Origin of the sequence: Mixta mediterraneensis, assembly GCF_014946725.1 — a bacterium.
GTDB classification, from domain to species: Bacteria; Pseudomonadota; Gammaproteobacteria; order Enterobacterales; family Enterobacteriaceae; genus Pantoea; species Pantoea mediterraneensis.
This window is the reverse complement of sequence record NZ_JACFXY010000002.1, coordinates 13,356-34,910: the sequence shown is the minus strand read 5'-3', so window position 1 is coordinate 34,910 and position 21,555 is coordinate 13,356. Positions and strand designations below refer to the sequence as shown.

The window sequence follows — 21,555 nt, the reverse complement described above, 5'->3', positions numbered from 1 at the left end:
AGTGGAAATTTTATTTACGCAGATCAGGGAGTCTGTTTTGCCATTACAACTAACCCGGTCAATTACGTCAGGCAGGAATCGGTCATGAATGCGAGTGCAGCCGCCACACAGGATCAAGAAAAGAAAGGGTTTAGTGATCTTCTCGCCCGCCTGCGCGCCAACCCGCGTATTCCTTTAATGATTGCTACCGCTGCGGCTATCGCGGTGGTTTTTGCATTGGTGTTATGGGCTAAAGCGCCAAATTACAGCGTGCTGTACAACAATCTGACCGATGAAGATGGCGGCGCGATTGTTACTCAACTGACCCAGATGAATATCCCTTATCGCTTCGCCGCGAACGGCGGTGCGCTGATGGTACCCGATGAAAAGGTACATGAGCTGCGTTTGCGTCTGGCCCAGCAAGGTTTGCCAAAAGGCGGTTCGGTTGGTTTTGAATTATTAGATAAAGAAAAATTTGGCATCAGCCAGTTCAGCGAACAGGTGAATTATCAGCGCGCACTGGAAGGTGAGCTGGCACGTACTATCGAAACGCTGGGTCCGGTAAAAACAGCGCGCATTCATCTGGCGATGCCAAAACCAACACTGTTCGTGCGCGAACAAAAAGCGCCGTCAGCATCAGTCACCTTAACGCTGCAACCAGGACGTGCGCTGGATGAGGGCCAAATTCAGGCCATCGTCCATATGGTGTCGAGTGCCGTTGCTGGTTTACCGCCGGGCAATGTCACCGTGGTCGATCAGACCGGTCGTCTGCTGACACGTTCTGATGCCGCCGGTCGTGATCTGAACGATGCACAGCTTAAATATGCCGCCGAAGTTGAAGCACGTTATCAGCAGCGTATCGAAGCGATCCTCAATCCCATTCTGGGACAGGGAAATGTTCACGCTCAGGTGACTGCGCAAATCAACTTTGATAGCCGCGAGCAGACTGACGAAAAATATCAGCCAAACGGACAACCGGATAACTCAGCGATCCGCTCACGTCAGACCAGCATCAGCGAACAGTCAGGTAGTCCTTATCCCGGCGGCGTGCCGGGCGCGCTGTCAAATCAACCTGCACCAGCCAATACCGCGCCGGTTAATGCACCCGTTAACAATGCGGCTAATGGTCAAAACGCCAATGGCCAAAATGCTAACGGACAAACTAACGCAGCGAACAGTGGGAAGGCACTCAGCACCGCTGCCAGTTCAGGCCCCACTAATTCTCATCATGAGGACACCGTTAACTACGAGCTGGACCGCACCATTCGTCACACCAAGATGAACGTGGGAGATGTGCAGCGTCTATCAGTCGCCGTGGTGGTGAATTATCGCACAGACGAAAAAGGCAAAGCGGTTGCGCTGAATGAACAACAGCTGAAGCAGATTGAAAATTTAACCCGCGAAGCGATGGGTTATTCGCAAACGCGCGGTGACAGCATCAACGTGGTGAATTCGCAGTTCAATACCACCGAGCCGACAGTGACCGATCTGCCCTTCTGGCAGCAGCAAGCCTTCTTTGATCAGCTGATAAGCGCCGGTAAATGGTTGTTGATTGCGCTAGTTGCCTTTGTTCTCTATCGCAAGCTGGTGCGTCCGCAGCTGATGCGTAAGCAGGATGCAGAGAAAGCGACCGCCGAAGCGGCAGCTGCCCAGCTCTCCGCCCAGAAAGATGAAGAAGCCTTTAACGTTCAGCTCAGTAAAGATGAACTGGATCAGGAACGTAAATCGAACAACCGTATGAGCGCTGAAGTTTTAAGCCAGCGCATCCGCGACATGTCTGAAAACGATCCGCGCGTCGTCGCGCTGGTTATTCGCGACTGGATGAGTAAAGAACTATGAGTCTGACCGGTACTGAAAAAAGCGCCATTTTGATGATGACTATTGGCGAAGAGCGCGCTGCGGAGGTGTTCAAACACCTGAGTCAACGTGAGGTGCAGCATCTCAGCGCCGCGATGGCCAATATGCGTCAGGTATCACACAAGCAGCTGACTGAAGTGTTGCGTGAGTTTGAAGCAGATGCCGAGCAGTTTGCCGCGCTCAGCCTTAACTCCAACGACTATCTGCGTGCGGTGCTGGTCAGGGCGCTGGGGGAAGAGCGTGCTTCCAGCCTGCTGGAAGATATTCTTGAAACGCGCGAAACCACCAGCGGCATGGAAACGCTCAACTTTATGGAACCGCAGGCAGCCGCCGACCTGATTCGCGATGAGCATCCACAGATTATCGCTACCATTCTGGTCCATCTCAAACGCAGTCAGGCAGCCGATATTCTGGCGTTTTTCGACGAACGCCTGCGCCACGATGTGATGCTGCGTATCGCCACTTTCGGCGGTGTTCAACCCGCAGCGCTGGCGGAACTGACCGAAGTGCTGAACGGCCTGCTGGATGGCACCAACCTCAAGCGCGCGAAGATGGGCGGCGTAAGAACCGCAGCAGAAATTATCAACCTGATGAAAACGCAGCAGGAAGAAGCGGTTATCGAAGCCGTTCGCGACTTCGATGGCGAGCTGGCCCAGAAAATTATCGACGAGATGTTCCTGTTCGAAAACCTGGTGGAAGTGGACGACCGCAGCATCCAGCGTCTGTTGCAGGAAATAGAATCTGAGCAGTTGCTGATCGCCCTGAAAGGGGCCGAGCAGCCGCTGCGCGAAAAGTTCCTCAAGAATATGTCGGCGCGTGCCGCCGACATTCTGCGCGACGACCTGACCAACCGGGGCCCCGTGCGTATGTCTGCGGTGGAGAACGAGCAGAAAGCCATTCTGCTGGTGGTACGCCGCCTGGCCGAAGCTGGCGAAATGATGATTGGCGGCGGCGAGGAAACCTATGTCTGATGCATTTTCCGCCCGCCCGTGGCAATTGTGGCAGCCGATGGATTTAGGCCGTGTTGACGAGCCGGAAGCGGAACCACAGCCGGAAATCGCTACCTTCGCAAGCGAAGCGGACGAGCAGCAGCAACAGCTTGAACGCCTGCAACAGCAGATGCGCAAAGAAGCACAGGGACAAGGCTATACCGAAGGCCATCAGCAGGGTTTTGCAGAAGGCCAGAAAGCCGGTTATGACGCTGGTTTTCAGCAAGGGTTAGCCGATGCCCAGCAGCAGCAGGCACCCTTGCAGGCACGAATGCAGCAGCTGGTAACGGAGTTCCAGAATACGCTGGAGTCGCTGGACAGCGTGATTGCGGCGCGTTTGATGCAGCTGGCGCTGGAAGCCGCACGTTCAGTCATTGGCCAGGCCACCACTGTGGATGGCAGCGCCCTGCTGCGTCAAATCCAGCAGCTGATACAACAGGAGCCGATGTTCAGCGGAAAACCACAGTTACGCGTACATCCTGACGATTTACAACGCATTGAGCAGACGCTCGGCCCGACGCTCGATCTACACGGCTGGCGCCTGCTGGCGGATAACACGCTGCATCCGGGCGGTTGCAAACTCAGCGCAGAAGATGGCGATCTCGACGCCAGCGTGGCGACGCGCTGGCAGGAATTATGCCGCCTTGCCGCGCCGGGAGAGCTGTAATGACCACGCGCCTCAATCGCTGGCTTGGTGCGCTCGACGCGTTTGAAAACCGCATTGCGCAAGTGCAGGCGGTTCGCCGTTATGGCCGTTTAACGCGCGCCACCGGTCTGGTACTGGAAGCGACCGGCTTGCAGTTGCCGCTTGGCGCCACCTGCGTTATTGAACGTAACAATGGCAAAAATATTACTGAAGTTGAAAGTGAAGTCGTGGGTTTTAACGGTCAGAAACTGTTTTTGATGCCACTGGAAGAGGTGGATGGCATTTTGCCCGGCGCCCGCGTTTATGCCCGCCAGACGAGCGAAAATCCGCAGGCCGGTAAGCAGTTATTGCTGGGCCCACAGTTGTTGGGTCGCGTGCTGGATGGCAGCGGACGTCCGTTGGATGGCTTACCCTCACCTGATACGGGCTATCGTGCGCCACTGATCACCCCACCGTTCAACCCGCTGCAACGCACCCCAATTACAGACGTGTTGGATACCGGCGTGCGCGCAATTAACGCCCTGCTCACCGTGGGACGCGGCCAGCGTATGGGCCTGTTTGCCGGTTCCGGCGTAGGTAAAAGCGTGCTGCTCGGCATGATGGCGCGTTACACCGAAGCGGATGTGATTGTTGTTGGCCTGATTGGTGAACGTGGCCGTGAAGTCAAAGATTTTATCGAGAATATCCTGGGTGCCGAAGGCCGTGCCCGCTCAGTGGTGATCGCAGCGCCTGCCGATGTGTCGCCTTTATTACGTATGCAGGGTGCCGCTTACGCCACCCGCATCGCCGAGGACTTTCGCGATCGCGGCCAGCATGTGCTGCTGATTATGGATTCCCTGACCCGCTATGCCATGGCACAGCGTGAAATCGCGCTGGCGATCGGCGAGCCACCGGCAACCAAAGGCTATCCACCTTCGGTATTCGCCAAACTGCCTGCACTGGTGGAACGTGCCGGTAACGGCATTGACGGCGGCGGCTCCATCACCGCCTTTTATACCGTTTTAACGGAAGGTGATGATCAGCAGGACCCGATTGCTGATTCGGCGCGTGCCATTCTCGATGGCCACATCGTGTTATCGCGCCGTCTGGCGGAAGCCGGTCACTATCCGGCCATTGACATCGAAGCTTCGATCAGCCGCGCCATGACGTCGTTGATTGATGAGAATCACTACGCCCAGGTTCGCCAGTACAAGCAATTGCTGTCCAGTTTCCAGCGCAACCGCGATCTGGTCAGCGTCGGCGCTTATGCGGCAGGCAGCGACCCCATGCTGGATAAAGCCATCAAACTCTATCCACAGATGGAAGCCTTTCTGCAACAAGGCATCTTTGAACGCAGCGATTACGACGACGCCTGCCTGCATCTGCATGCCCTGTTCGGTTAGTTAACGCGAGGTAACGGCAATGAAAACAGCGAATGCTATCGACACACTGCGCGATCTGGCGGAGCAAGATCTGGAAAAAGCCGCCATTTTTTTAGGCGACATGCGCCGCGGCCAGCAAGCCGCCGATCAGCAGCTCACCATGTTGCTCGATTACCAGGACGAATATCGCCACAAGCTCAACACCGATATGTCGAGCGGGATCGCCAGCACCCGCTGGACCAACTATCACCAGTTTATCCAGACGTTAGAAAAAGCCATTGAGCAGCACCGTAACCAACTCCAGCACTGGAACCAGCGCCTGGAGCAGGCGCTGGTGAACTGGCGCGAGAAACAGCAGCGCCTGAACGCTTATCAAACGTTAATTACGCGCGCGGCTGAAAATGCATTACGACAAGAAAACCGTCTCGATCAGAAACGGATGGATGAATTTGCCCAACGGGCCGCATTAAGGAGAGGCGAATGATTACGTTACCGAACATAAGCACCCAAACCGCTGCGAGCGGGAACACGGATGCGTCCGTTTCATCGGACATCTCACCGGGCGCTGATTCGCAGCCACAGGGCTTTGTGACAGCGTTGAGCCAACATTTATCGACGCTGGCAAAGCAGCAAGGCAGCGCAACGCAAATAGCTGATCAGACGACAGAAAATGATGCGGATAGTAAGTCAGACAGCCCGCGCGATGCCCTCCTGGCAGCGCTGGCAAATCCCGATGCGCTTAATGCCCTGCTGAAGCCGGAAAATATTAAAGCCGACACAAAATCAGCCGATGATAAAGATAAACAAGATGCCACTACCTTAAGCGCCAGTGACATGCAAAACATGCAGGCGCTTTTCGCGATGTTACCAGCAACTACGACCCGCGACGCCAGCCAGGTTGCCAGCAGCGCGTTAATACCGGGGGATGCGCGTCGCAGCGTCTTGTCAACGCTATCGCAGGCGGTGAACAGTGCGCTAGCCAGCCAGCACGACAAGCCGGAAGGAAAAGGCGCGAAAGCCAGCGATGCGGGCCTGGTAAACAGTACTGTTAATGCAACGGCCAGTAACAGCAGCCCGGCAGCAGCGAATAACAGCACGATGCAGGATCTTGACGGCAATTTTCAGCAGGCGTTGAACGGCTGGAGCAAGCAGGACGATCAGCCTGCGGCGAAGGACAGCGCCAGCGATAACGTGCTGCTAACCGGCGCGTCGCTCTCCAGCACCCGTTCGCTGGCTACGCCGTTGAATGCATCAGCAACCACTAACACGCCGTCAACGCCAATGCTGAATGCGCAGCTTGGCAGTAACGAATGGCAGCAGGCGCTGAGCCAGCAAATTGTAATGTTCAGCCGTAACGGTCAACAGAATGCAGAGCTGCGTTTGCATCCGGAAGATCTGGGGAGCATCCAGATCAGTCTGAAACTGGATAACGACACGGCCCAGATAAATATGGTTTCCAGCCACAGCCACGTTCGGGCCGCACTGGAAGCCGCGCTGCCTCAGCTGCGAACCGCGCTGGCTGACAGCGGCATCAACCTGGGCGAGAGTCAGGTGAGCAGTGACAGTTCCGCACAAGGCCAGAGCTTCCAGCAACCACAACAGGAGGCGCGGCGCGACGGACAGCACGGCAACTTCTCTTTCTCTCAGGACAGTGATAATGATATAACGCCCATTGCCGTACCGGCTGCCCTTCAGGCGCGTCTGGCGGGCAACGGTGCAGTCGACACTTTTGCCTGATAGCAACAAACGCTGAAGGTAAGCCTAAAACCCGCGTCTTTTCTTCCCATTGTTTGACTTAAGACGCGGGATAATCTGTCCAGGCGAGCCGAGAGGCTTGTTCATAATTCACAGGAAGTAACTGCAAAAATGTCTGATACAGCGAAAGCTAAAGGCCGCAAACGTTCAATTTTAATTCCGATGTTACTCATTGTAACTCTCGCCGCTTGCAGCGTAGCAGGCTATGCAGTCTGGCGAATGATGAATAAACACAAGGACGATAAGCCGGAAGTTGCGAAAGTCGAACCGCCTGCCGCCCCGGTCTTTTTTGCACTTGATACATTTACGGTTAACCTGGTCAATCCCGACAACGATCTTGATCGCGTGCTGTACGTAGGTTTTACCCTGCGTCTGCCGGATGAAGAAACCCGTCGTCGGATGAATGATTATCTGCCTGAGGTGCGCAGCCGTTTGCTGCTGCTGCTCTCGCGACAGAGCGCGGCTGCGCTAGCGTCGGAGCAAGGAAAGCAAGCGCTTATTGAGCAAATCAAACAGGTGCTGGCACCACCGCTGGTAAAAGGTCAACCTCCGCAGGTCGTAAGCGATGTGCTGTTTACTGCCTTCATTTTGAGGTGAATCAATGGGCGATAACATTCTCTCCCAGGCTGAAATTGACGCGCTGTTAAACGGCGACAGTGACAGCCCGGCAGATGAAAAGCAACAGAACGGGCCGGAAGGCGATATTCGCCCTTACGACCCGAATACGCAGCGTCGCGTCATCCGTGAACGTCTGCAGGCGCTGGAAATTATTAACGAGCGTTTTGCTCGTCAGTTCCGTATGGCGCTATTTAACCTGCTGCGCCGTAGCCCGGATATTTCCGTCGGTGCGATCAAGATTCAGCCCTATCATGAGTTTGCCCGCAATTTACCGGTGCCAACTAACCTGAACCTGATCCACCTGAAGCCGCTACGTGGTACAGCGTTGGTGGTGTTTTCGCCAAGCCTGGTCTTTATCGCAGTTGATAATCTGTTTGGTGGGGATGGCCGCTTCCCGACAAAAGTGGAAGGCCGTGAATTTACTCACACCGAACAACGCGTGATTCGTCGCATGCTGAAGCTGGCGCTGGAGGGCTACAGCGATGCATGGAAGGCCATTTATCCGCTGGAAGTGGAATATGTGCGTTCCGAGATGCAGGTAAAATTTACCAATATCACGACTTCACCCAACGACATTGTGGTTAACACGCCGTCCCAGGTGGAGTTTGGTACCCTGGTCGGTGAATTTAATTTTTGTATCCCGTTTTCGATGATTGAGCCGCTGCGCGACCTGCTGGTGACCCCGCCGCTGGAGAATTCCCGTCAGGAAGATAATCACTGGCGCGATACCCTGGTGAAGCAGGTACAGCACTCTGAACTGGAGCTGATTGCGCATTTTGCTGAGACTTCACTCCGTCTGTCACGCATTTTGCAGCTGAAACCAGGCGATGTGCTGCCCATTGAGAAGCCCGAACGCATTATCGCCCATGTGGATGGCGTTCCGGTATTGACCAGCCAATATGGCACGATGAATGGCCAATATGCCCTGCGTGTCGAACATCTGATTAACCCAATTTTGAATTCGCTGAACGAGGAACAGCCCAATGAGTGACAGCAAGAAACCGTCCGATGATAACATCTCTGCGGACGATCTGTGGGCTGAGGCAATGAACGAGCAAGCTGGCACCAGCGCGCCGCAAAGCGACGATGTGTTTAAAACGTTTGAGAGCGCTAACGTGACTGGCTCACTGCAGGACATTGACCTGATCATGGATATTCCGGTGAAGCTCACCGTGGAGCTGGGTCGCACTAAAATGACGATCAAAGAACTGCTGCGCCTGACGCAGGGTTCAGTGGTGGCGCTGGATGGCCTGGCGGGTGAACCGCTTGATATTTTGATCAACGGTTATTTAATCGCCCAGGGTGAAGTGGTGGTGGTAAACGACAAATATGGCGTGCGTATCACCGATATTATTACGCCTTCTGAACGTATGCGTCGTCTGAGTCGTTGATAATGAATACCTCGTCACAAACCCTGCATCCTGCAACGCCGCAAACGCAGGCAATCTCTGCCGGTTCGGTGTTAACTCAGGTCAGCGGCGTGTTAGTCGTAATTGTATTGTTGATTCTGGTCTGTGCCTGGCTGGCTCGCCGGCTCGGTTTTGCTCCCCAAAAGGTAAGCAGCCAGGAACTGAAAATGACCGCCAGCGTGCAGGTGGGGCAGCGTGAACGCGTAGTGATTGTTGATACTGCCGACGCGCGCCTGGTATTGGGCGTAACGGCACAGCAAATCACGCATCTGCACACGTTGCCGCCCAGCGGGCCGGATGAAAATCCACCGCAAAGCATTGCGCCACACGATTTTCGTCAGCTATTACAAAACCTGGTTAAACGTCCCGGAAAACCTCAATGATGCGTCGACTGTTTGCTCTTCTGCCGCTGCTGCTGGCACCGGTTGCTCATGCTCAGTTACCGGGCCTGGTCAGCCATCCTTTAGCGAATGGCGGCCAAAGCTGGTCACTGCCCGTACAGACGCTGGTGTTTATTACCGCTCTGACGTTTATTCCGGCGGTATTGCTGATGATGACCAGCTTTACCCGCATCATCATTGTTTTTGGACTGCTGCGGAATGCCCTGGGCACGCCTTCTGCTCCACCGAACCAGGTATTACTTGGCCTGTCGCTGTTCCTGACCTTCTTTATCATGGCGCCGACTTTCGACAAGATTTATCAGGATGCTTATCTGCCGTTTAGTCAGGATAAGATCAGCATGGACGTGGCGATTGAAAAAGGTGCGCAGCCGCTGCGTGATTTTATGCTGCGTCAGACGCGCGAAGCCGACCTTGCTTTATTTGCCCGCCTGGCGAATACGCCGCCTATTGCTGGCCCGGAAGCCGTGCCGATGCGTATTCTGCTGCCCGCCTATGTTACCAGCGAACTGAAAACGGCTTTCCAGATTGGTTTTACCGTCTTTATTCCGTTCCTGATTATCGACCTGGTTGTTGCCAGTGTTTTAATGGCGCTGGGTATGATGATGGTGCCACCCGCGACAATTTCTCTGCCGTTTAAGTTGATGCTGTTTGTTCTGGTGGATGGCTGGCAGTTGCTGGTCGGTTCACTGGCACAAAGTTTTTATTCCTGATTTCCCCTTCTCTGACAGGAGCGACATATGACACCCGAATCGGTAATGGTGATGGGGCAGGAAGCGATGCGCATCGCGCTGATGCTGGCCGCTCCGCTGCTGCTGTCTGCGCTGGTCAGCGGTCTGCTGATCAGCTTGCTACAGGCCGCCACCCAGATAAACGAACAAACCCTGTCGTTTATCCCGAAAATTCTTGCCGTTGCGACGACTGGCATTATCGCGGGACCATGGATGTTGAACCTGGCGCTGGATTATATTCGCACCGTCTTTACCAACCTGCCTTATATCATTGGCTGATGATTACTCTCGACAGTAGCCAACTTGTTCACTGGGTCAGTCAGTTTTACTGGCCGCTGGTGCGCTTGCTGGCGTTATTTGCCACCGCACCACTGCTAAGCGAACGCGCAATTAGTAAACGGGTCAAAATTGGCCTGGCGGTGATGATTACCTGGCTGTTAATGCCCATGCTGCCGCCGGTTGAGGTGACGCTCTTTTCACCTGCCGGATTTTGGTTACTCATCCAGCAGATGCTGATTGGTATTGCGCTCGGCTTTACTATGCAGTTTGCTTTTGCCGCCGTACGGGCGGCGGGCGAAGTGATTGGATTGCAGATGGGTTTGTCATTCGCCACTTTTTTCGATCCGGGCAGTCGGCTCAACATGCCGGTTCTTGCGCGTTTTCTCGACATGCTGGCGATGTTACTGTTCCTGACCTTCAACGGTCATTTATGGTTAATCTCGTTGCTGGCGGACAGTTTTCATACGTTACCCATCGGAGGACATCCACTTAATGCCCATGCTTTTATGGCATTAGTGAAATCGGGCGGGTTAATTTTCCTTAATGGCATGATGTTAGTACCCCTAATCGTTTTGCTGCTCATGTTAAATCTGGTACTAGGTTTGTTAAACCGTGTTTCACCACAGTTATCAATCTTCGCGATCGGTTTCCCGATTACCTTAACAGTAGGTATTTTGACCATTAGCCTGCTGATGCCCCTCCTTGCCCCGTTCTGTGAGCATTTATTCAGTGAAGTATTTGATTTACTCGCGCTGTTCTTATCGGAACTATCTCGTCCCTGAATATTAAGTATCTAACTACTCCGCGACAGTGATACTTAAACATTTTGATACCTTTAGTGCATTTTCTGAACCATGTTTTTCAGAAATCAACTAAGGAAATTCTGATAAATGTACCGGGAGTCTGAAAATAATTCTTATTAAACCCCGCTTCGCGTATTTTAGTTGGGCGGTTCACAAAAACTGTAACACTGTGGATTTATTGACAAAACCGGCAACACATTGAAATTGAACAAAAAAAATCCTTCAATGATTTTTCTTGTCAGAAATTGTTTTTTCCGGCATTGTCAATACTCGTTGAGATGTCACACTTTCGTGAAACATATGTTTTTAAGATTTGTCCTATCAGAAAACTCTGGGTTTTCAGCGATAGTGATCAAGCTCCCAAAAAAGCAGGTTTTACCCGTACTTCGGTAACTCGCCAGCAATTTCCCCTATTGCTGAGAGGTGTGTGACGTCAAAGCAGCACAATTTTTTTGCAGAACGGGTCAGGGAAGAAGACTTTTACAGGCGTTTGCCTGTTGCCACACTGCATAAGCAGAATAAAAAAGTATCTTAGAAATCTCTCTCGTACCGCAACGCGTAATTCATCGTTGATTTAAACGGATAACAAATTGGTGAGGGTCGCTAACATGCCAACGATTATTATGGATTCCTGCAACTACACACGCCTGGGATTAATGGACTATATGTCTTCTAAAGGAGTTAAAAGGAAAAATATTACTTCTGCCTCTGACATTGAACAATTACAGCAACGTTGTGAGCAATTAAAACCTGGTGTCGTTTTTATTAATGAAGATTGCTTTATTCATGAACCTGACTCCAGTGAGCGTATCCGCAGTATTATTATGCAGCACCCTGAGACCCTGTTTTTTATCTTTATGGCGATCAGCAATATCCATTTTGAGGAATATCTCTACGTTCGTAAGAACCTGATTATTACATCAAAATCGATAAAAACATCTACATTAGACTCGCTGCTGAGTACGTATTTGCAAAAGAAACTTAATCAATCTCCACGTATTTCCTCCGGGTTGGACATCCATCCTTTAACCCTGAGTCAGACTGAATCAAATATGTTGAAAATGTGGATGTCAGGTCATGACACCATTCAGATTTCCGACAAAATGCAAATAAAAGCAAAAACGGTTTCGTCACATAAAGGTAATATTAAACGCAAAATCAAAACCCATAATAAACAAGTTATCTATCATGTGGTGCGATTAACCGATAATGTTACCTCGGGCATTTATGTCAATGTGAGATAATAACACAGCTAAAACAACCGACCTTTATGGTCGGTTGTTTGTATTAAATTGCGAGCCAGATCTCACTTAACTGCCTAATCCTTTCTCAGAAATTGCCGATGTTAGCTCTATAACAACATCTTTATGAGAGCAAGGATATGAACACAGCGCAGGTGATTGATGGGCAATATAAACCGGGCATTTGGCAAAACACCCGACTCGTTCCCCTGTTTAGTATGATTTTTGGCTGCATTCTGTTGCTGTTCGCACTCTGTATCGGCCTCGCCAGCTATTTTCTTATTCAAAGTAACCAGTCTCTGCAAAATGCCACCGAAGAGATTCAGGTGCGCATGGGAATCTCCAACAGTTCAAATCATCTACGGACCGCACGGCTAGCGATAATCCAGGCGGGAGCAGCGGCGCGTATTGGTGAAATGGATACGTTTCGCGCTAACGTTGCGGCAACCGAGGCACGTATTCAGCAAGCGAAAGCGGGCTTTAAGCTATATATGAACCGTAAAGTGAAGACGCCAGCCGATATAGCGCTGGATGCGGCTTTAACTACACGTTTCACTGAATACGTTGATAAGGGCCTGATGCCGATGATTAACGCGGGCAAACAAGGCAGTTTTGAAGGCATTATCGCGCACGAAACGGACGTCACGCGTAAGCTCGATGCCGCTTATAATGATGTTCTGCTGAAAGCCATCAAGATTCGTACCGATCGGGCGCAGGCGATTAATGTCGATGCGGAGCATCAGTCGCGTATCGGCTTTATTGCCATGGCAGTCGCCTTCTCTGCCGCACTGGTATTGGTACTGTTGACCTTCGTCTTTCTTCGTCGGGTGGTGATTAATCCGCTTCGTCAGTCTGTGACACGCATTGAGCGCATCGCGCAGGGAGACTTGACCGCCCCTGCCCTGCCGCATGGTCGCAGTGAAATTGGTTCGTTGATTCATAATCTGCAACTGATGCAAGCGGCGCTGGTCAAAACCGTCGGCACGGTACGTGAAGGTGCTGTCGCGATTTATCAGGGCTCAAGTGAAATCTCAGCAGGCAATACCGATCTTTCATCACGTACCGAACAGCAAGCTGCGGCGCTGGAGCAAACTGCTGCCAGCATGGAGCAGTTAACAGCAACGGTAAAACAGAATGCCGAGAATGCGCATCATGCCAGCCAGCTGGCAGCCGATGCTTCCGGTAAAGCGCGTAGCGGTGGCAACCGGGTGAACGGCGTAGTAAAAACCATGACCGATATCTCCGGCAGTTCGAAGAAGATTGCTGAGATCACTAATGTTATTAACAGCATTGCCTTCCAGACCAATATTCTGGCATTGAACGCTGCTGTAGAAGCAGCGCGAGCCGGTGAGCAAGGCCGTGGCTTTGCCGTTGTCGCCAGCGAAGTGCGCAGCCTGGCCCAGCGTAGTGCACAGGCGGCAAAAGAGATTGAGACCCTGATTGCCGAGTCGGTTACGCTTATTAATGATGGTTCACAGCAGGTCGGCGAAGCGGGCACCACCATGGGCGAAATCGTTGAGGCGGTGCGCCGGGTGACCGACATCATGGCCGAGATTGCCGCCGCCTCGGACGAGCAAAGCCGTGGCATTCAACAGGTGAGTCAGGCCGTTACAGAGATGGATAACGTGACGCAGCAGAATGCAGCGCTGGTAGAAGAAGCGTCAGCGGCGGCCTCTTCCCTGGAAGATCAGGCGGGCAAACTGACACAGGCCGTTTCAGCCTTCCGCCTGCATGAAACGCCGCTACCAAAAGACGTTGTAAGTACGCCTGTACCTGCGTTGGAATCCTCTCATTTAACGCCGCGTCCGGCGCTGGCTTCAGCTAATGACAACTGGGAAACGTTTTAAGGCGCTATCGGAACAGTGAAAAGCATGGCTTCCAACGGCTTCATAGATAGCCTGACCGGTTAAAAGAAGCGCGAGCAGCTGAGGAAAATGACAGATGAGCCGGTAAAAAACGGATAACGTTCACATCCGCCATTCAAAGACAAAGCGCCTGATGCGGTTTATCAGGCGTTTTACAGGTAAAAACGTCAGGTACAGCATCGTGCGCTCAGGCTGATTCAAAAGGCTCGACGAAAATGCCGTCCGCATGTTCAGTTTCGTTGAAAAACCAGATCCCCAATGGATAATCATCTAACGCCACCAGAAACATAGTACCTTCGTTAAACGGCTCAACGGCAAGAATGACCCCAACACGACGTGGGCCACCATCGGTTTTTACCGTGACACGGTCACTTACTTTCATTCTCGTTTCTCCCGATAACGCTTTGTGGCACAGTTTAAACCAATAGCAGCCATGATCCAGAGTTTAGCGACGTGCAATAACCCAGACGGCATGTACGATGCCGGGAATATAGCCACATAGCGTTAACAAAATGTTCAGCCAGAAGGCTCCGCCAAAACCCACCTGCATGAATACGCCTAGCGGCGGCAGTAAAATAGCGATAATGATACGAATAATATCCATAAGTCTCTCCTTGAGACGTTGATAAAAAACAGCTTTATCGTTAACTTTAGTCATTTCTGCTGCTTTTAAAGAAAAAGCAGGTAAAGATGAGTCAATGCGGATTTTTCACTTTCTTAACGTTTATCAACAAGACTTCTGACGCAAAGACCTTTTACACTTCTCAGCACTGCACTAACCCCAAAGGCGCAGTCAACCTAAAAGTAACAAGGATTTTTGCCCGCGCAGCGCGGGCTTTTTTTTGCCTGTCTTCCCGCCCCTTATCCTTTTCCCGTCTCAGTCTATACTCAAATATCCTCTCGTCTTCAGGAGGCAGACTATGACAACGGCAAAAGAGTACAGCGACAATGCGCAGCGGGAAGTGAATATTGACGTGGACGCGTTGTTAGAAGCCATTCAGGCGAAAATAGCCGGTGACGTACGCGACGCTATAGCACCAGAACAGCCGCATCGGCTAACCGTGGAGGGTAAACGCGTCAAAACCTATACCGAACTGGCTGACGCGTTTGAACTGGATATTCGCGACTACGCTATTAGCGAAGTGAACCATTGAGTGGATTAGCAAAAAAATACCCGGCTGAGTGGCCGGGTAAAAAATTCAATTCGTTACATCAGGAAATTCTTAACACCTTTGCAGATTACGCTTCCCCTGTCTTAAGACAAGTCTCAACCCTGCGCGATTCTACTGCGTAGCGGCTATTCTGATGGCATGTATCACTGAAAAAACCTTGCGCATCAAGCCTTAAAGCCATGCTAAAACCATGCAGCAAAGATGAACTATCCGTTGCGTTTTAAGATTACTCCTGGAAGTTCACGGGTTAAGCATAAGAAAAAAATGTGACATAGATTCAACTATAATATTGAAAAATCGCTACTTTAGCGGCGAACGTGACGAAAGGAGCCAAATGATGCCCACGCTTCAACAGCCACTTATCGTTGTGACCGATCTTGATGGTTCTTTACTTGATCACCACAGCTATCGCTGGGACGCGGCCGAGGAGTGGCTTGAGCTGCTGCAGCAACACAATATTCCGCTGGTAATCTGTTCGAGTAAAACGGTGGCCGAAATTCTGCCGCTGCAAAAGAAACTCGGTATTGACGACGCTCCGTTTATTGCTGAGAACGGCGCGTTGGTTCAGCTTGATCCAACCGAGCGTATGCGCATTCCGGCTGACAGCATAGCTTATGCAGCGCTGTGCCAGACGTTATCGGTATTGCAAAGCAAATATCGTTTTACCGGCTTCCATGATTTTACCGACCGCGACGTCTCTGCCATGACCGGATTAAGCGAAGCCGATGCGGCATTATCCCGCCAGCGCGACGCCTCAGAAGTGTTGGTATGGCGCGACAGCGAAGAAGCCTTTGAAGCCTTTCGCGCAGAACTGGCCGCACTCAACCTGACGCTGACCCAGGGCGGTCGTTTTTGGCACGTGATGCCCGCAGGCAGCGGTAAAGGCGAAGCGCTACGCTGGCTTTTGCATCAGCTTGAAGGTGAACCGCGTATCACTGTCGGGCTTGGCGATGGCCCTAACGACGGTCCCATGCTGGACACCGTTGATTACGCAGTGGTGATCAAGGGATACAGCAAAACGCCAGTCAGCCTGCAGCGTCAGGATCTCTCTCACATTTATCACACTACGCATTACGGCCCCGAGGGCTGGTGTGAAGGTCTGGATTATTTTCTTACTTAGCCCTGATTAGCGGCAATGGCTGCAAAACGATAAGGATAATGCGATGAGTGACTTTTATCAGAATGGCGTAATAACCAATTTCCATAACCTCACCCACCGCAGCGTGACATCGCTGGAAAAAGAGCTGGTGCGTTTTTCCCGTAAACGGAAAATGGGTTTAATATTGCCGTCGCTGTTTTCGGAGCTTGAAGGGCCGGCATTGAGCAATATTGTCGATGAACTGGCTCAGGTTCCTTATCTCAATGAGATTGTTATTGGTCTGGACCGTGCCGATCGCGAACAGTTTCTTTATGCCCGCGAGTTTTTCTCTCGCCTGCCACAGCGTCACCGCATTTTGTGGAACGATGGTCCCCGCCTGAAAGCGATTGATGCCGAATTAGATAAAGAAGGATTATCACCGAGCCAGCCCGGCAAAGGTCGTAACGTATGGTTCTGTACCGGCTATACGCTGGCGTCCGATCGCACCAGCTGCGTGGCGCTACACGATTGTGATATTGTCACCTACGAACGCGGTATGCTGGCGCGCCTGCTTTATCCCCTGGCAAATCCCTCATTCCAGTATGAGTTTTGTAAAGGCTTCTATGCCCGGGTAGCTGACGGTAAGTTAAATGGTCGTGTCGGACGCTTGCTGGTAGGCCCGCTGCTGCGTTCGCTGCAAAAAGTTTACGGTCACTCCGAGTATATTGAATATCTTTCCAGCTTCCGCTATCCGCTCTCGGGTGAATTTGCTATGCGTACTCACGTGCTGAACGGCATCAAAATTCCGGGTGACTGGGGACTGGAGATTGGTGTGCTGTCGGAGATTTACCGTAACTACACGACCCGGCAAATTTGTCAGGTAGAAATTGCGGATAATTACGATCATAAGCATCAGCCGCTGGCTGAAGATGATGGTACCGGCGGGTTAAAACGTATGAGCAATGACATCGTAAAGTCACTGCTGCGTAAGCTTGCCACTATGGGCGTGCCGCTAACCAGCGATTCGTTCCGCGTCCTGAAAGCCACCTATTACCGCAATGCGCTTGATATGATGGAAATCTACAATCACGAAGCCACGATGAACGGTCTGAAATTCGAACAGCACGTTGAAGAAGCGGCGGTAGAGATGTTTACGCAGTCGATTCTCGAAGCGGGCCAGGCGTTTATTGAACGCCCAAACGACAAGCCATTTATTCCGAGCTGGAGTCGCGTTCAGTCTGCTTTCCCGGACATTCTACAGCGCATTTATCAGGCTGTTGAAGACGATAACGAAGGCAACGTTTAATGCCGACGCGGAAGCGGCCTGGGGTTTTCCAGCGAAAACCTGCGGTCCGCTTCCGTTTCCGACTGCCTGTAATAACGCAAGGCTGTCTTAACTCGCCCTCTGTTGAGGCGGCGTCGAATGACTGAGTTCGTCAGAACGGAAGGCTTCACTTCGTACCGCGTAACCGTCATACCAACGGCACTCTACCATGCCGCTGGCATGGCCGGTTACTACCATCATTTGTCCGTCTTCCTTATGCTGAACCTCATCACTGATTGCAAAAACCATGCTGCCCCCTCCTGAATGATTTTAATTAGACCGTTTTCTTTATAGCAGGAGAAAAAGAGTCTTGCCTGTTATGGCGCGCAGAAAATTGGCAAATTCAGAATTAAGCAGAAGGAAATATTGAAAATAAAAAAAGCGGATAAAAATTATTATCCGCTTTGAGGAAACATTACCCTGTTATATTAAATTTTGCAGCCTTCGCAATCGGCTTCGTCACCGAGATCGTCAGGCACTTCGCTGGCCTTCTTTTCCGCTTTGGCTTCAGCCTGCTCAAGCTGTGCATCAATATCAAATTCAAACATCTCATCCATTTTTCTGCTCCCGTTACGCAATTTCAGCGCGCTTTATACCGATTTCCCGCGCAGCTTCGCAATCAGATTCACACCTAACAGCACGATCGACCCAATGATAAAGCCGAGCACTAAATTGGCACCATTACTGAGTAAGGAGGAAATCAGCCCGCTAAAATCCGCGGTTACGGCTTCAATCAAATGGTGTAGCGGCGTAATACCATGGACCACAATGTTGCCGCCCACCAGAAACATCGCAATGGTGCCTACTACCGACAAAATTTTCATCAGCCAGGGGGCAGTCGCCAACAAAAAGCCGCCTACGTCCTGCGCCACGCTGGAGGATTTTTCTCGCAGCCAGTAACCAAAATCATCAATCTTCACGATGGCCGCCACAATGCCATAAACGCCGATGGTAACAAGAATGGCAATACCCGCCAGAATAATCACCTGATTCAGTAAGGGTGCCTTTGATACGATACCGAGCGTGATAGCAACGATCTCTGCCGACAAAATAAAATCGGTACGGATTGCGCCCTTCACCTTCTTTTGCTCATACTCGCGCGGGTTCTGCGTTGATAGCTTATCCAGACGTTGCTGACGCGCTTCAGGCGAATTTTGCTGTTTATCGTGTTGCAGGCTATGCAGTACTTTCTCTACGCCTTCATAGCAAAGATAAGCGCCGCCAATCATCAACAATGGCGTAATCAGCCAGGGAGCAAACGCTGAAATCACCAGCGCCAGCGGCACCAGAATCAGCTTATTAAGAAAAGAGCCTTTGGCGACACCCCACACGACCGGCAATTCGCGATTGGCTTTCACGCCGGCGACTTGCTGAGCATTCAACGACAGATCATCGCCTAACACACTCGCCGTTTTTTTTGCCGCCACTTTTCCCATGACAGAAATATCATCCAGGAGGGTGGCAATATCATCAAGCAAGGTCAGTAAACTTGTTCCTGCCAAAATGCACTCCTTATGCCGGTCTATTCCGGTTCGTTATGCTGACAACGCGGGCAACGCTCAATTTCAGCCACCGTCATTTCGGCGATGCCCTCACAATCCCACTCTACGCGTACCACTTGCCCTGCCTGTGTCTCTGCATGCAGATACTTACTCACCGGGCTCTCTGTTAACCCCGTAATCTCCTCCGTGGCCACAAGCGTAGCGCCTACATAAATCCGCGCTGTCGCTTTGGTGTTTACCATGCGCTCATCGCGTATCTGATAAAGGCGTTTAACGGTCAGTTTGATGCTGCTCATTGCAGGCTCCCGGTCACGGAGAAAGCAGAGATCTAACCAATTATGTTGCTGATTGGCAAGGCTACCAACTCAGGGCGCCCGATAATGATGAATACCCTGGTGATCGATTTCGGCGCTGTCGTTCATTACCAGCAGCCACTCTTCTACTCTTTCCTGTAAATCTTCATCGCTCAGACGCAGCTTTCCGCGCAACGCGCATTCCCACACAATCAGCACTTTCCAGCCGCCCTCCTGTAGCTGTTTAACATAGCGTTGATCACGTTCAACGTTGCTGTTGATTTTGCCCGTCCAGAACTCTGTGCGGGTGGCAGGAATTTTAAACAGATAGCAGTGATGACGGTGCCAGAAACAGCCATGAACGAAAATGATTGCCTGCTGCTCCAGCAGCACAAAATCAGGCCGTCCCGGCAGATTCTTATCCTGTACGCGATAGGTGAACCCACGATCTTTGAGCAATAACGCGATGCGTTGCTCAATTGAGGTGTCCTGCTGGCGGATAGCGCGCATATTTTTACTGCGTATGTCGCTGGAGTGAACATCGGCCATGGCGTCTCCTTTCTTAGCTGGTCCTTCAACTTTAGTCGGAAAAGCGAAAGCGATTCAGTAAACGTCAAAAGATGATGAATAAGCGCCAGGTAATCCGTCAAAGCGTAGCCTGGAGAAAACCCGCTGCTTAAAATGTGGCTTAACGGCCCGTTTACTGGGTCGGTATTATGGACGCTGAGCGCCTGATTAGGCAGGCTGACCCCTTCCACCAATTTCCTCATCGCGTCAGGAGTGTTAGCATAGGCGCTTCACTGTTAAGGAAAAATGCATGCACGCCGATGACGCCGCCGCGATCGCTGACCCTCTTCTTTCGCCTGTCCCACACGCCGATGAATCCGCCCTGTTAACCCAGGTGCTGGCGATCTATTCCGTACGCGATCTCGTGGCGCGTCTGCATCACGCAGGCTATCAGGACTGGACGCCCCCACAGCTTAATCGCATACGTCAGGGTAAGACTGCGCTGCCATCCCTTTCTGCCGGTGAAATGGCTTTGTTCCATAGCCTACTACCCACACGACCCGCACATTATACTGCGCCAGCGTTCCGCTTTATCGATCTGTTTGCCGGTATTGGCGGCATTCGCCGCGGGTTCGACGCAATCGGCGGTAAATGTGTGTTCACCAGCGAATGGAATAAAGAAGCGGTTCGCACTTATCGGGCAAATCACTACAGCGATCCGCTGGAACATACTTTTAACAGCGATATTCGCCAGATTACACAACCCGCCGATCTGTCCGGTGACGAAGCGATTTATCGCTATATTGATGCGGCGATCCCCGATCACCAGGTTCTGCTGGCTGGTTTCCCTTGTCAGCCCTTTTCGCTGGCGGGCGTAAGTAAAAAAAATGCGCTAGGCCGTGCGCACGGCTTTGAATGTCAGGTACAAGGCACGTTGTTTTTCGACGTAGCACGTATTCTGGCAGCGAAAAAGCCGCCGTTTTTTGTGCTGGAAAACGTCAAAAATTTAAAAAGTCATGACAAAGGCCGCACCTTCGCCATCATCATGGAAACGCTGGATGCGCTTGGATATGACGTTGCCGATGCGGAGGCTGATGCGCCTGACGTCAAAATTATTGATGCACGCCACTTCCTGCCCCAGCATCGTGAACGTATCGTCCTGGTGGGCATTCGTCGTGACATTGCAGGCAGTAAAACTTTTACGCTACGCGATATTCGTCAGCACTTTCCGTCACAGGTTCCCAGCCTGCAAAGCCTGCTGGAGACGCAGCCAGATGAGAAATACATCCTTTCTCCGCAGCTTTGGCGCTATCTGTATGAATATGCGAAAAAACACAAAGCGAAAGGCAATGGTTTTGGTTTTGGTCTCAACGATCCGCGTAATCTTCACGGTTGTGTGCGCACGCTATCGGCGCGCTATTACAAAGATGGCTCCGAAATTCTGATCGATCGCGGCTGGGATAGTGTGATCGGTGAAGCGGATTTTCACGACGCGGCGAATATGGCGCGTCGACCCCGCCGCCTTTCGCCCCGTGAATGCGCACGCCTGATGGGTTTTGACGTGCCGGGCAGCGAACCGTTTCGCATTCCGGTATCAGATACCCAGGCTTATAAACAGTTTGGTAATTCTGTGGTGGTGCCAGTATTTGCAGCGGTGGCCCAGTTGTTATTACCCTATATTCGCAACCTGAAACGCTAATTTCTATTCTTAATTTCCGTCAGGAAACACGATTCTGCTGTTTTCCCGC

General features: G+C 51.7%; 26 protein-coding genes. 19 read left to right on the top strand and 7 right to left on the bottom strand.

All coding sequences use genetic code 11. The annotated features are described in order from the left end of the window. Nucleotides 1–84 precede the first annotated feature (84 nt). The 15 genes from fliF to H2P46_RS04205 all read left to right on the top strand — a co-directional run bounded on the left by fliF (nucleotide 85) and on the right by H2P46_RS04205 (nucleotide 13,913). A complete protein-coding gene (fliF, locus tag H2P46_RS04275; RefSeq protein ID WP_193403983.1) occupies nucleotides 85–1,818 on the top strand; it encodes a flagellar basal-body MS-ring/collar protein FliF in 1,734 nt (577 codons plus the stop codon). Further along, nucleotides 1,815–2,807, top strand: coding sequence for a flagellar motor switch protein FliG (fliG, locus tag H2P46_RS04270; protein WP_193403982.1), 993 nt, complete (start codon nucleotides 1,815–1,817; stop codon nucleotides 2,805–2,807). Before fliF ends, fliG begins: the two co-directional genes overlap by 4 nt. Next, a complete protein-coding gene (gene fliH, locus H2P46_RS04265; RefSeq protein WP_193403981.1) occupies nucleotides 2,800–3,492 on the top strand; it encodes a flagellar assembly protein FliH in 693 nt (230 codons plus the stop codon). Before fliG ends, fliH begins: the two co-directional genes overlap by 8 nt. Further along, nucleotides 3,492–4,853 (top strand): flagellar protein export ATPase FliI, encoded by a 1,362-nt coding sequence (gene fliI / locus H2P46_RS04260; protein ID WP_193403980.1) that lies wholly within the window; start codon nucleotides 3,492–3,494, stop codon nucleotides 4,851–4,853. The genes fliH and fliI overlap by 1 nt, the downstream gene beginning before the upstream one ends. Nucleotides 4,854–4,872: 19 nt before the next feature. Next, nucleotides 4,873–5,316 carry a flagellar export protein FliJ gene (gene fliJ, locus H2P46_RS04255; protein WP_193403979.1) on the top strand — a complete coding sequence of 148 codons (444 nt, stop codon included), beginning with the start codon at nucleotides 4,873–4,875 and terminating at the stop codon, nucleotides 5,314–5,316. Continuing rightward, a complete protein-coding gene (locus tag H2P46_RS04250; protein WP_193403978.1) occupies nucleotides 5,313–6,569 on the top strand; it encodes a flagellar hook-length control protein FliK in 1,257 nt (418 codons plus the stop codon). Before fliJ ends, H2P46_RS04250 begins: the two co-directional genes overlap by 4 nt. A 129-nt stretch (nucleotides 6,570–6,698) precedes the next feature. After that, a complete protein-coding gene (gene fliL, locus H2P46_RS04245; RefSeq protein WP_193403977.1) occupies nucleotides 6,699–7,184 on the top strand; it encodes a flagellar basal body-associated protein FliL in 486 nt (161 codons plus the stop codon). A gap of 4 nt (nucleotides 7,185–7,188) precedes the next feature. After that, on the top strand, nucleotides 7,189–8,196 hold the full coding sequence (gene fliM / locus H2P46_RS04240; protein ID WP_193403976.1) for a flagellar motor switch protein FliM: 1,008 nt from the start codon (nucleotides 7,189–7,191) through the stop codon (nucleotides 8,194–8,196). Beyond that, complete coding sequence (gene fliN / locus H2P46_RS04235) at nucleotides 8,189–8,596, top strand: flagellar motor switch protein FliN (RefSeq protein ID WP_193403975.1); 408 nt, start codon at nucleotides 8,189–8,191, stop codon at nucleotides 8,594–8,596. Before fliM ends, fliN begins: the two co-directional genes overlap by 8 nt. Nucleotides 8,597–8,598: 2 nt before the next feature. Beyond that, entirely contained in the window at nucleotides 8,599–8,997 is a 399-nt protein-coding gene (gene fliO / locus H2P46_RS04230) for a flagellar biosynthetic protein FliO (protein ID WP_193403974.1), read from the top strand. Further along, on the top strand, nucleotides 8,994–9,725 hold the full coding sequence (gene fliP, locus H2P46_RS04225) for a flagellar type III secretion system pore protein FliP (protein WP_419776117.1): 732 nt from the start codon (nucleotides 8,994–8,996) through the stop codon (nucleotides 9,723–9,725). Before fliO ends, fliP begins: the two co-directional genes overlap by 4 nt. A 27-nt stretch (nucleotides 9,726–9,752) precedes the next feature. Continuing rightward, nucleotides 9,753–10,022: a flagellar biosynthesis protein FliQ gene (fliQ, locus tag H2P46_RS04220; protein ID WP_193403973.1), complete on the top strand. Its 270-nt coding sequence runs from the start codon at nucleotides 9,753–9,755 to the stop codon at nucleotides 10,020–10,022. Further along, nucleotides 10,022–10,804: a flagellar biosynthetic protein FliR gene (fliR, locus tag H2P46_RS04215; RefSeq protein WP_193403972.1), complete on the top strand. Its 783-nt coding sequence runs from the start codon at nucleotides 10,022–10,024 to the stop codon at nucleotides 10,802–10,804. Before fliQ ends, fliR begins: the two co-directional genes overlap by 1 nt. A gap of 629 nt (nucleotides 10,805–11,433) precedes the next feature. Next, entirely contained in the window at nucleotides 11,434–12,069 is a 636-nt protein-coding gene (gene rcsA / locus H2P46_RS04210; protein WP_193403971.1) for a transcriptional regulator RcsA, read from the top strand. Nucleotides 12,070–12,206: 137 nt separating this feature from the next. Then, the gene (locus H2P46_RS04205) at nucleotides 12,207–13,913 is read left to right on the top strand and encodes a methyl-accepting chemotaxis protein (RefSeq protein WP_193403970.1); all 1,707 of its coding nucleotides are present in this window, start codon (nucleotides 12,207–12,209) and stop codon (nucleotides 13,911–13,913) included. A gap of 205 nt (nucleotides 13,914–14,118) precedes the next feature. On the opposite strand, the gene dsrB is transcribed toward H2P46_RS04205, so the two are convergent. Further along, nucleotides 14,119–14,313 carry a protein DsrB gene (dsrB, locus tag H2P46_RS04200; protein WP_193403969.1) on the bottom strand — a complete coding sequence of 65 codons (195 nt, stop codon included), beginning with the start codon at nucleotides 14,311–14,313 and terminating at the stop codon, nucleotides 14,119–14,121. Between the two features lie 63 nt (nucleotides 14,314–14,376). Continuing rightward, nucleotides 14,377–14,535, bottom strand: coding sequence for a YqaE/Pmp3 family membrane protein (locus tag H2P46_RS04195; protein WP_193403968.1), 159 nt, complete (start codon nucleotides 14,533–14,535; stop codon nucleotides 14,377–14,379). Between the two features lie 316 nt (nucleotides 14,536–14,851). Here H2P46_RS04195 and H2P46_RS04190 point away from each other — a divergent pair, with 316 nt between their 5' ends. From H2P46_RS04190 to H2P46_RS04180, 3 genes are all read left to right on the top strand, one after another. Further along, nucleotides 14,852–15,085: a DUF2525 domain-containing protein gene (locus H2P46_RS04190; protein ID WP_193403967.1), complete on the top strand. Its 234-nt coding sequence runs from the start codon at nucleotides 14,852–14,854 to the stop codon at nucleotides 15,083–15,085. A 355-nt stretch (nucleotides 15,086–15,440) separates the two neighbouring features. Next, nucleotides 15,441–16,223, top strand: a complete 783-nt coding sequence (locus H2P46_RS04185) for a mannosyl-3-phosphoglycerate phosphatase-related protein (RefSeq protein WP_193404354.1) — start codon at nucleotides 15,441–15,443, stop codon at nucleotides 16,221–16,223. Between the two features lie 43 nt (nucleotides 16,224–16,266). Further along, on the top strand, nucleotides 16,267–17,487 hold the full coding sequence (locus H2P46_RS04180) for a glycosyltransferase family protein (RefSeq protein WP_193403966.1): 1,221 nt from the start codon (nucleotides 16,267–16,269) through the stop codon (nucleotides 17,485–17,487). Nucleotides 17,488–17,574: 87 nt separating this feature from the next. On the opposite strand, the gene H2P46_RS04175 is transcribed toward H2P46_RS04180, so the two are convergent. The 5 genes from H2P46_RS04175 to H2P46_RS04160 all read right to left on the bottom strand — a co-directional run bounded on the left by H2P46_RS04175 (nucleotide 17,575) and on the right by H2P46_RS04160 (nucleotide 19,849). Further along, the gene (locus tag H2P46_RS04175) at nucleotides 17,575–17,754 is read right to left on the bottom strand and encodes a YodC family protein (RefSeq protein WP_193403965.1); all 180 of its coding nucleotides are present in this window, start codon (nucleotides 17,752–17,754) and stop codon (nucleotides 17,575–17,577) included. A gap of 179 nt (nucleotides 17,755–17,933) precedes the next feature. After that, complete coding sequence (locus H2P46_RS23240) at nucleotides 17,934–18,062, bottom strand: hypothetical protein (protein WP_275092418.1); 129 nt, start codon at nucleotides 18,060–18,062, stop codon at nucleotides 17,934–17,936. 33 nt (nucleotides 18,063–18,095) lie between these two features. Then, nucleotides 18,096–19,007: a DUF808 domain-containing protein gene (locus H2P46_RS04170; protein ID WP_193403964.1), complete on the bottom strand. Its 912-nt coding sequence runs from the start codon at nucleotides 19,005–19,007 to the stop codon at nucleotides 18,096–18,098. Nucleotides 19,008–19,027: 20 nt separating this feature from the next. Further along, entirely contained in the window at nucleotides 19,028–19,303 is a 276-nt protein-coding gene (locus H2P46_RS04165) for a hypothetical protein (RefSeq protein ID WP_193403963.1), read from the bottom strand. 69 nt (nucleotides 19,304–19,372) lie between these two features. Then, entirely contained in the window at nucleotides 19,373–19,849 is a 477-nt protein-coding gene (locus tag H2P46_RS04160; RefSeq protein ID WP_193403962.1) for a very short patch repair endonuclease, read from the bottom strand. Between the two features lie 268 nt (nucleotides 19,850–20,117). On the opposite strand from H2P46_RS04160, the gene dcm reads away from it, so the two are divergent. Continuing rightward, nucleotides 20,118–21,506 carry a DNA (cytosine-5-)-methyltransferase gene (gene dcm, locus H2P46_RS04155; protein WP_193403961.1) on the top strand — a complete coding sequence of 463 codons (1,389 nt, stop codon included), beginning with the start codon at nucleotides 20,118–20,120 and terminating at the stop codon, nucleotides 21,504–21,506. Nucleotides 21,507–21,555: the final 49 nt, after the last annotated feature.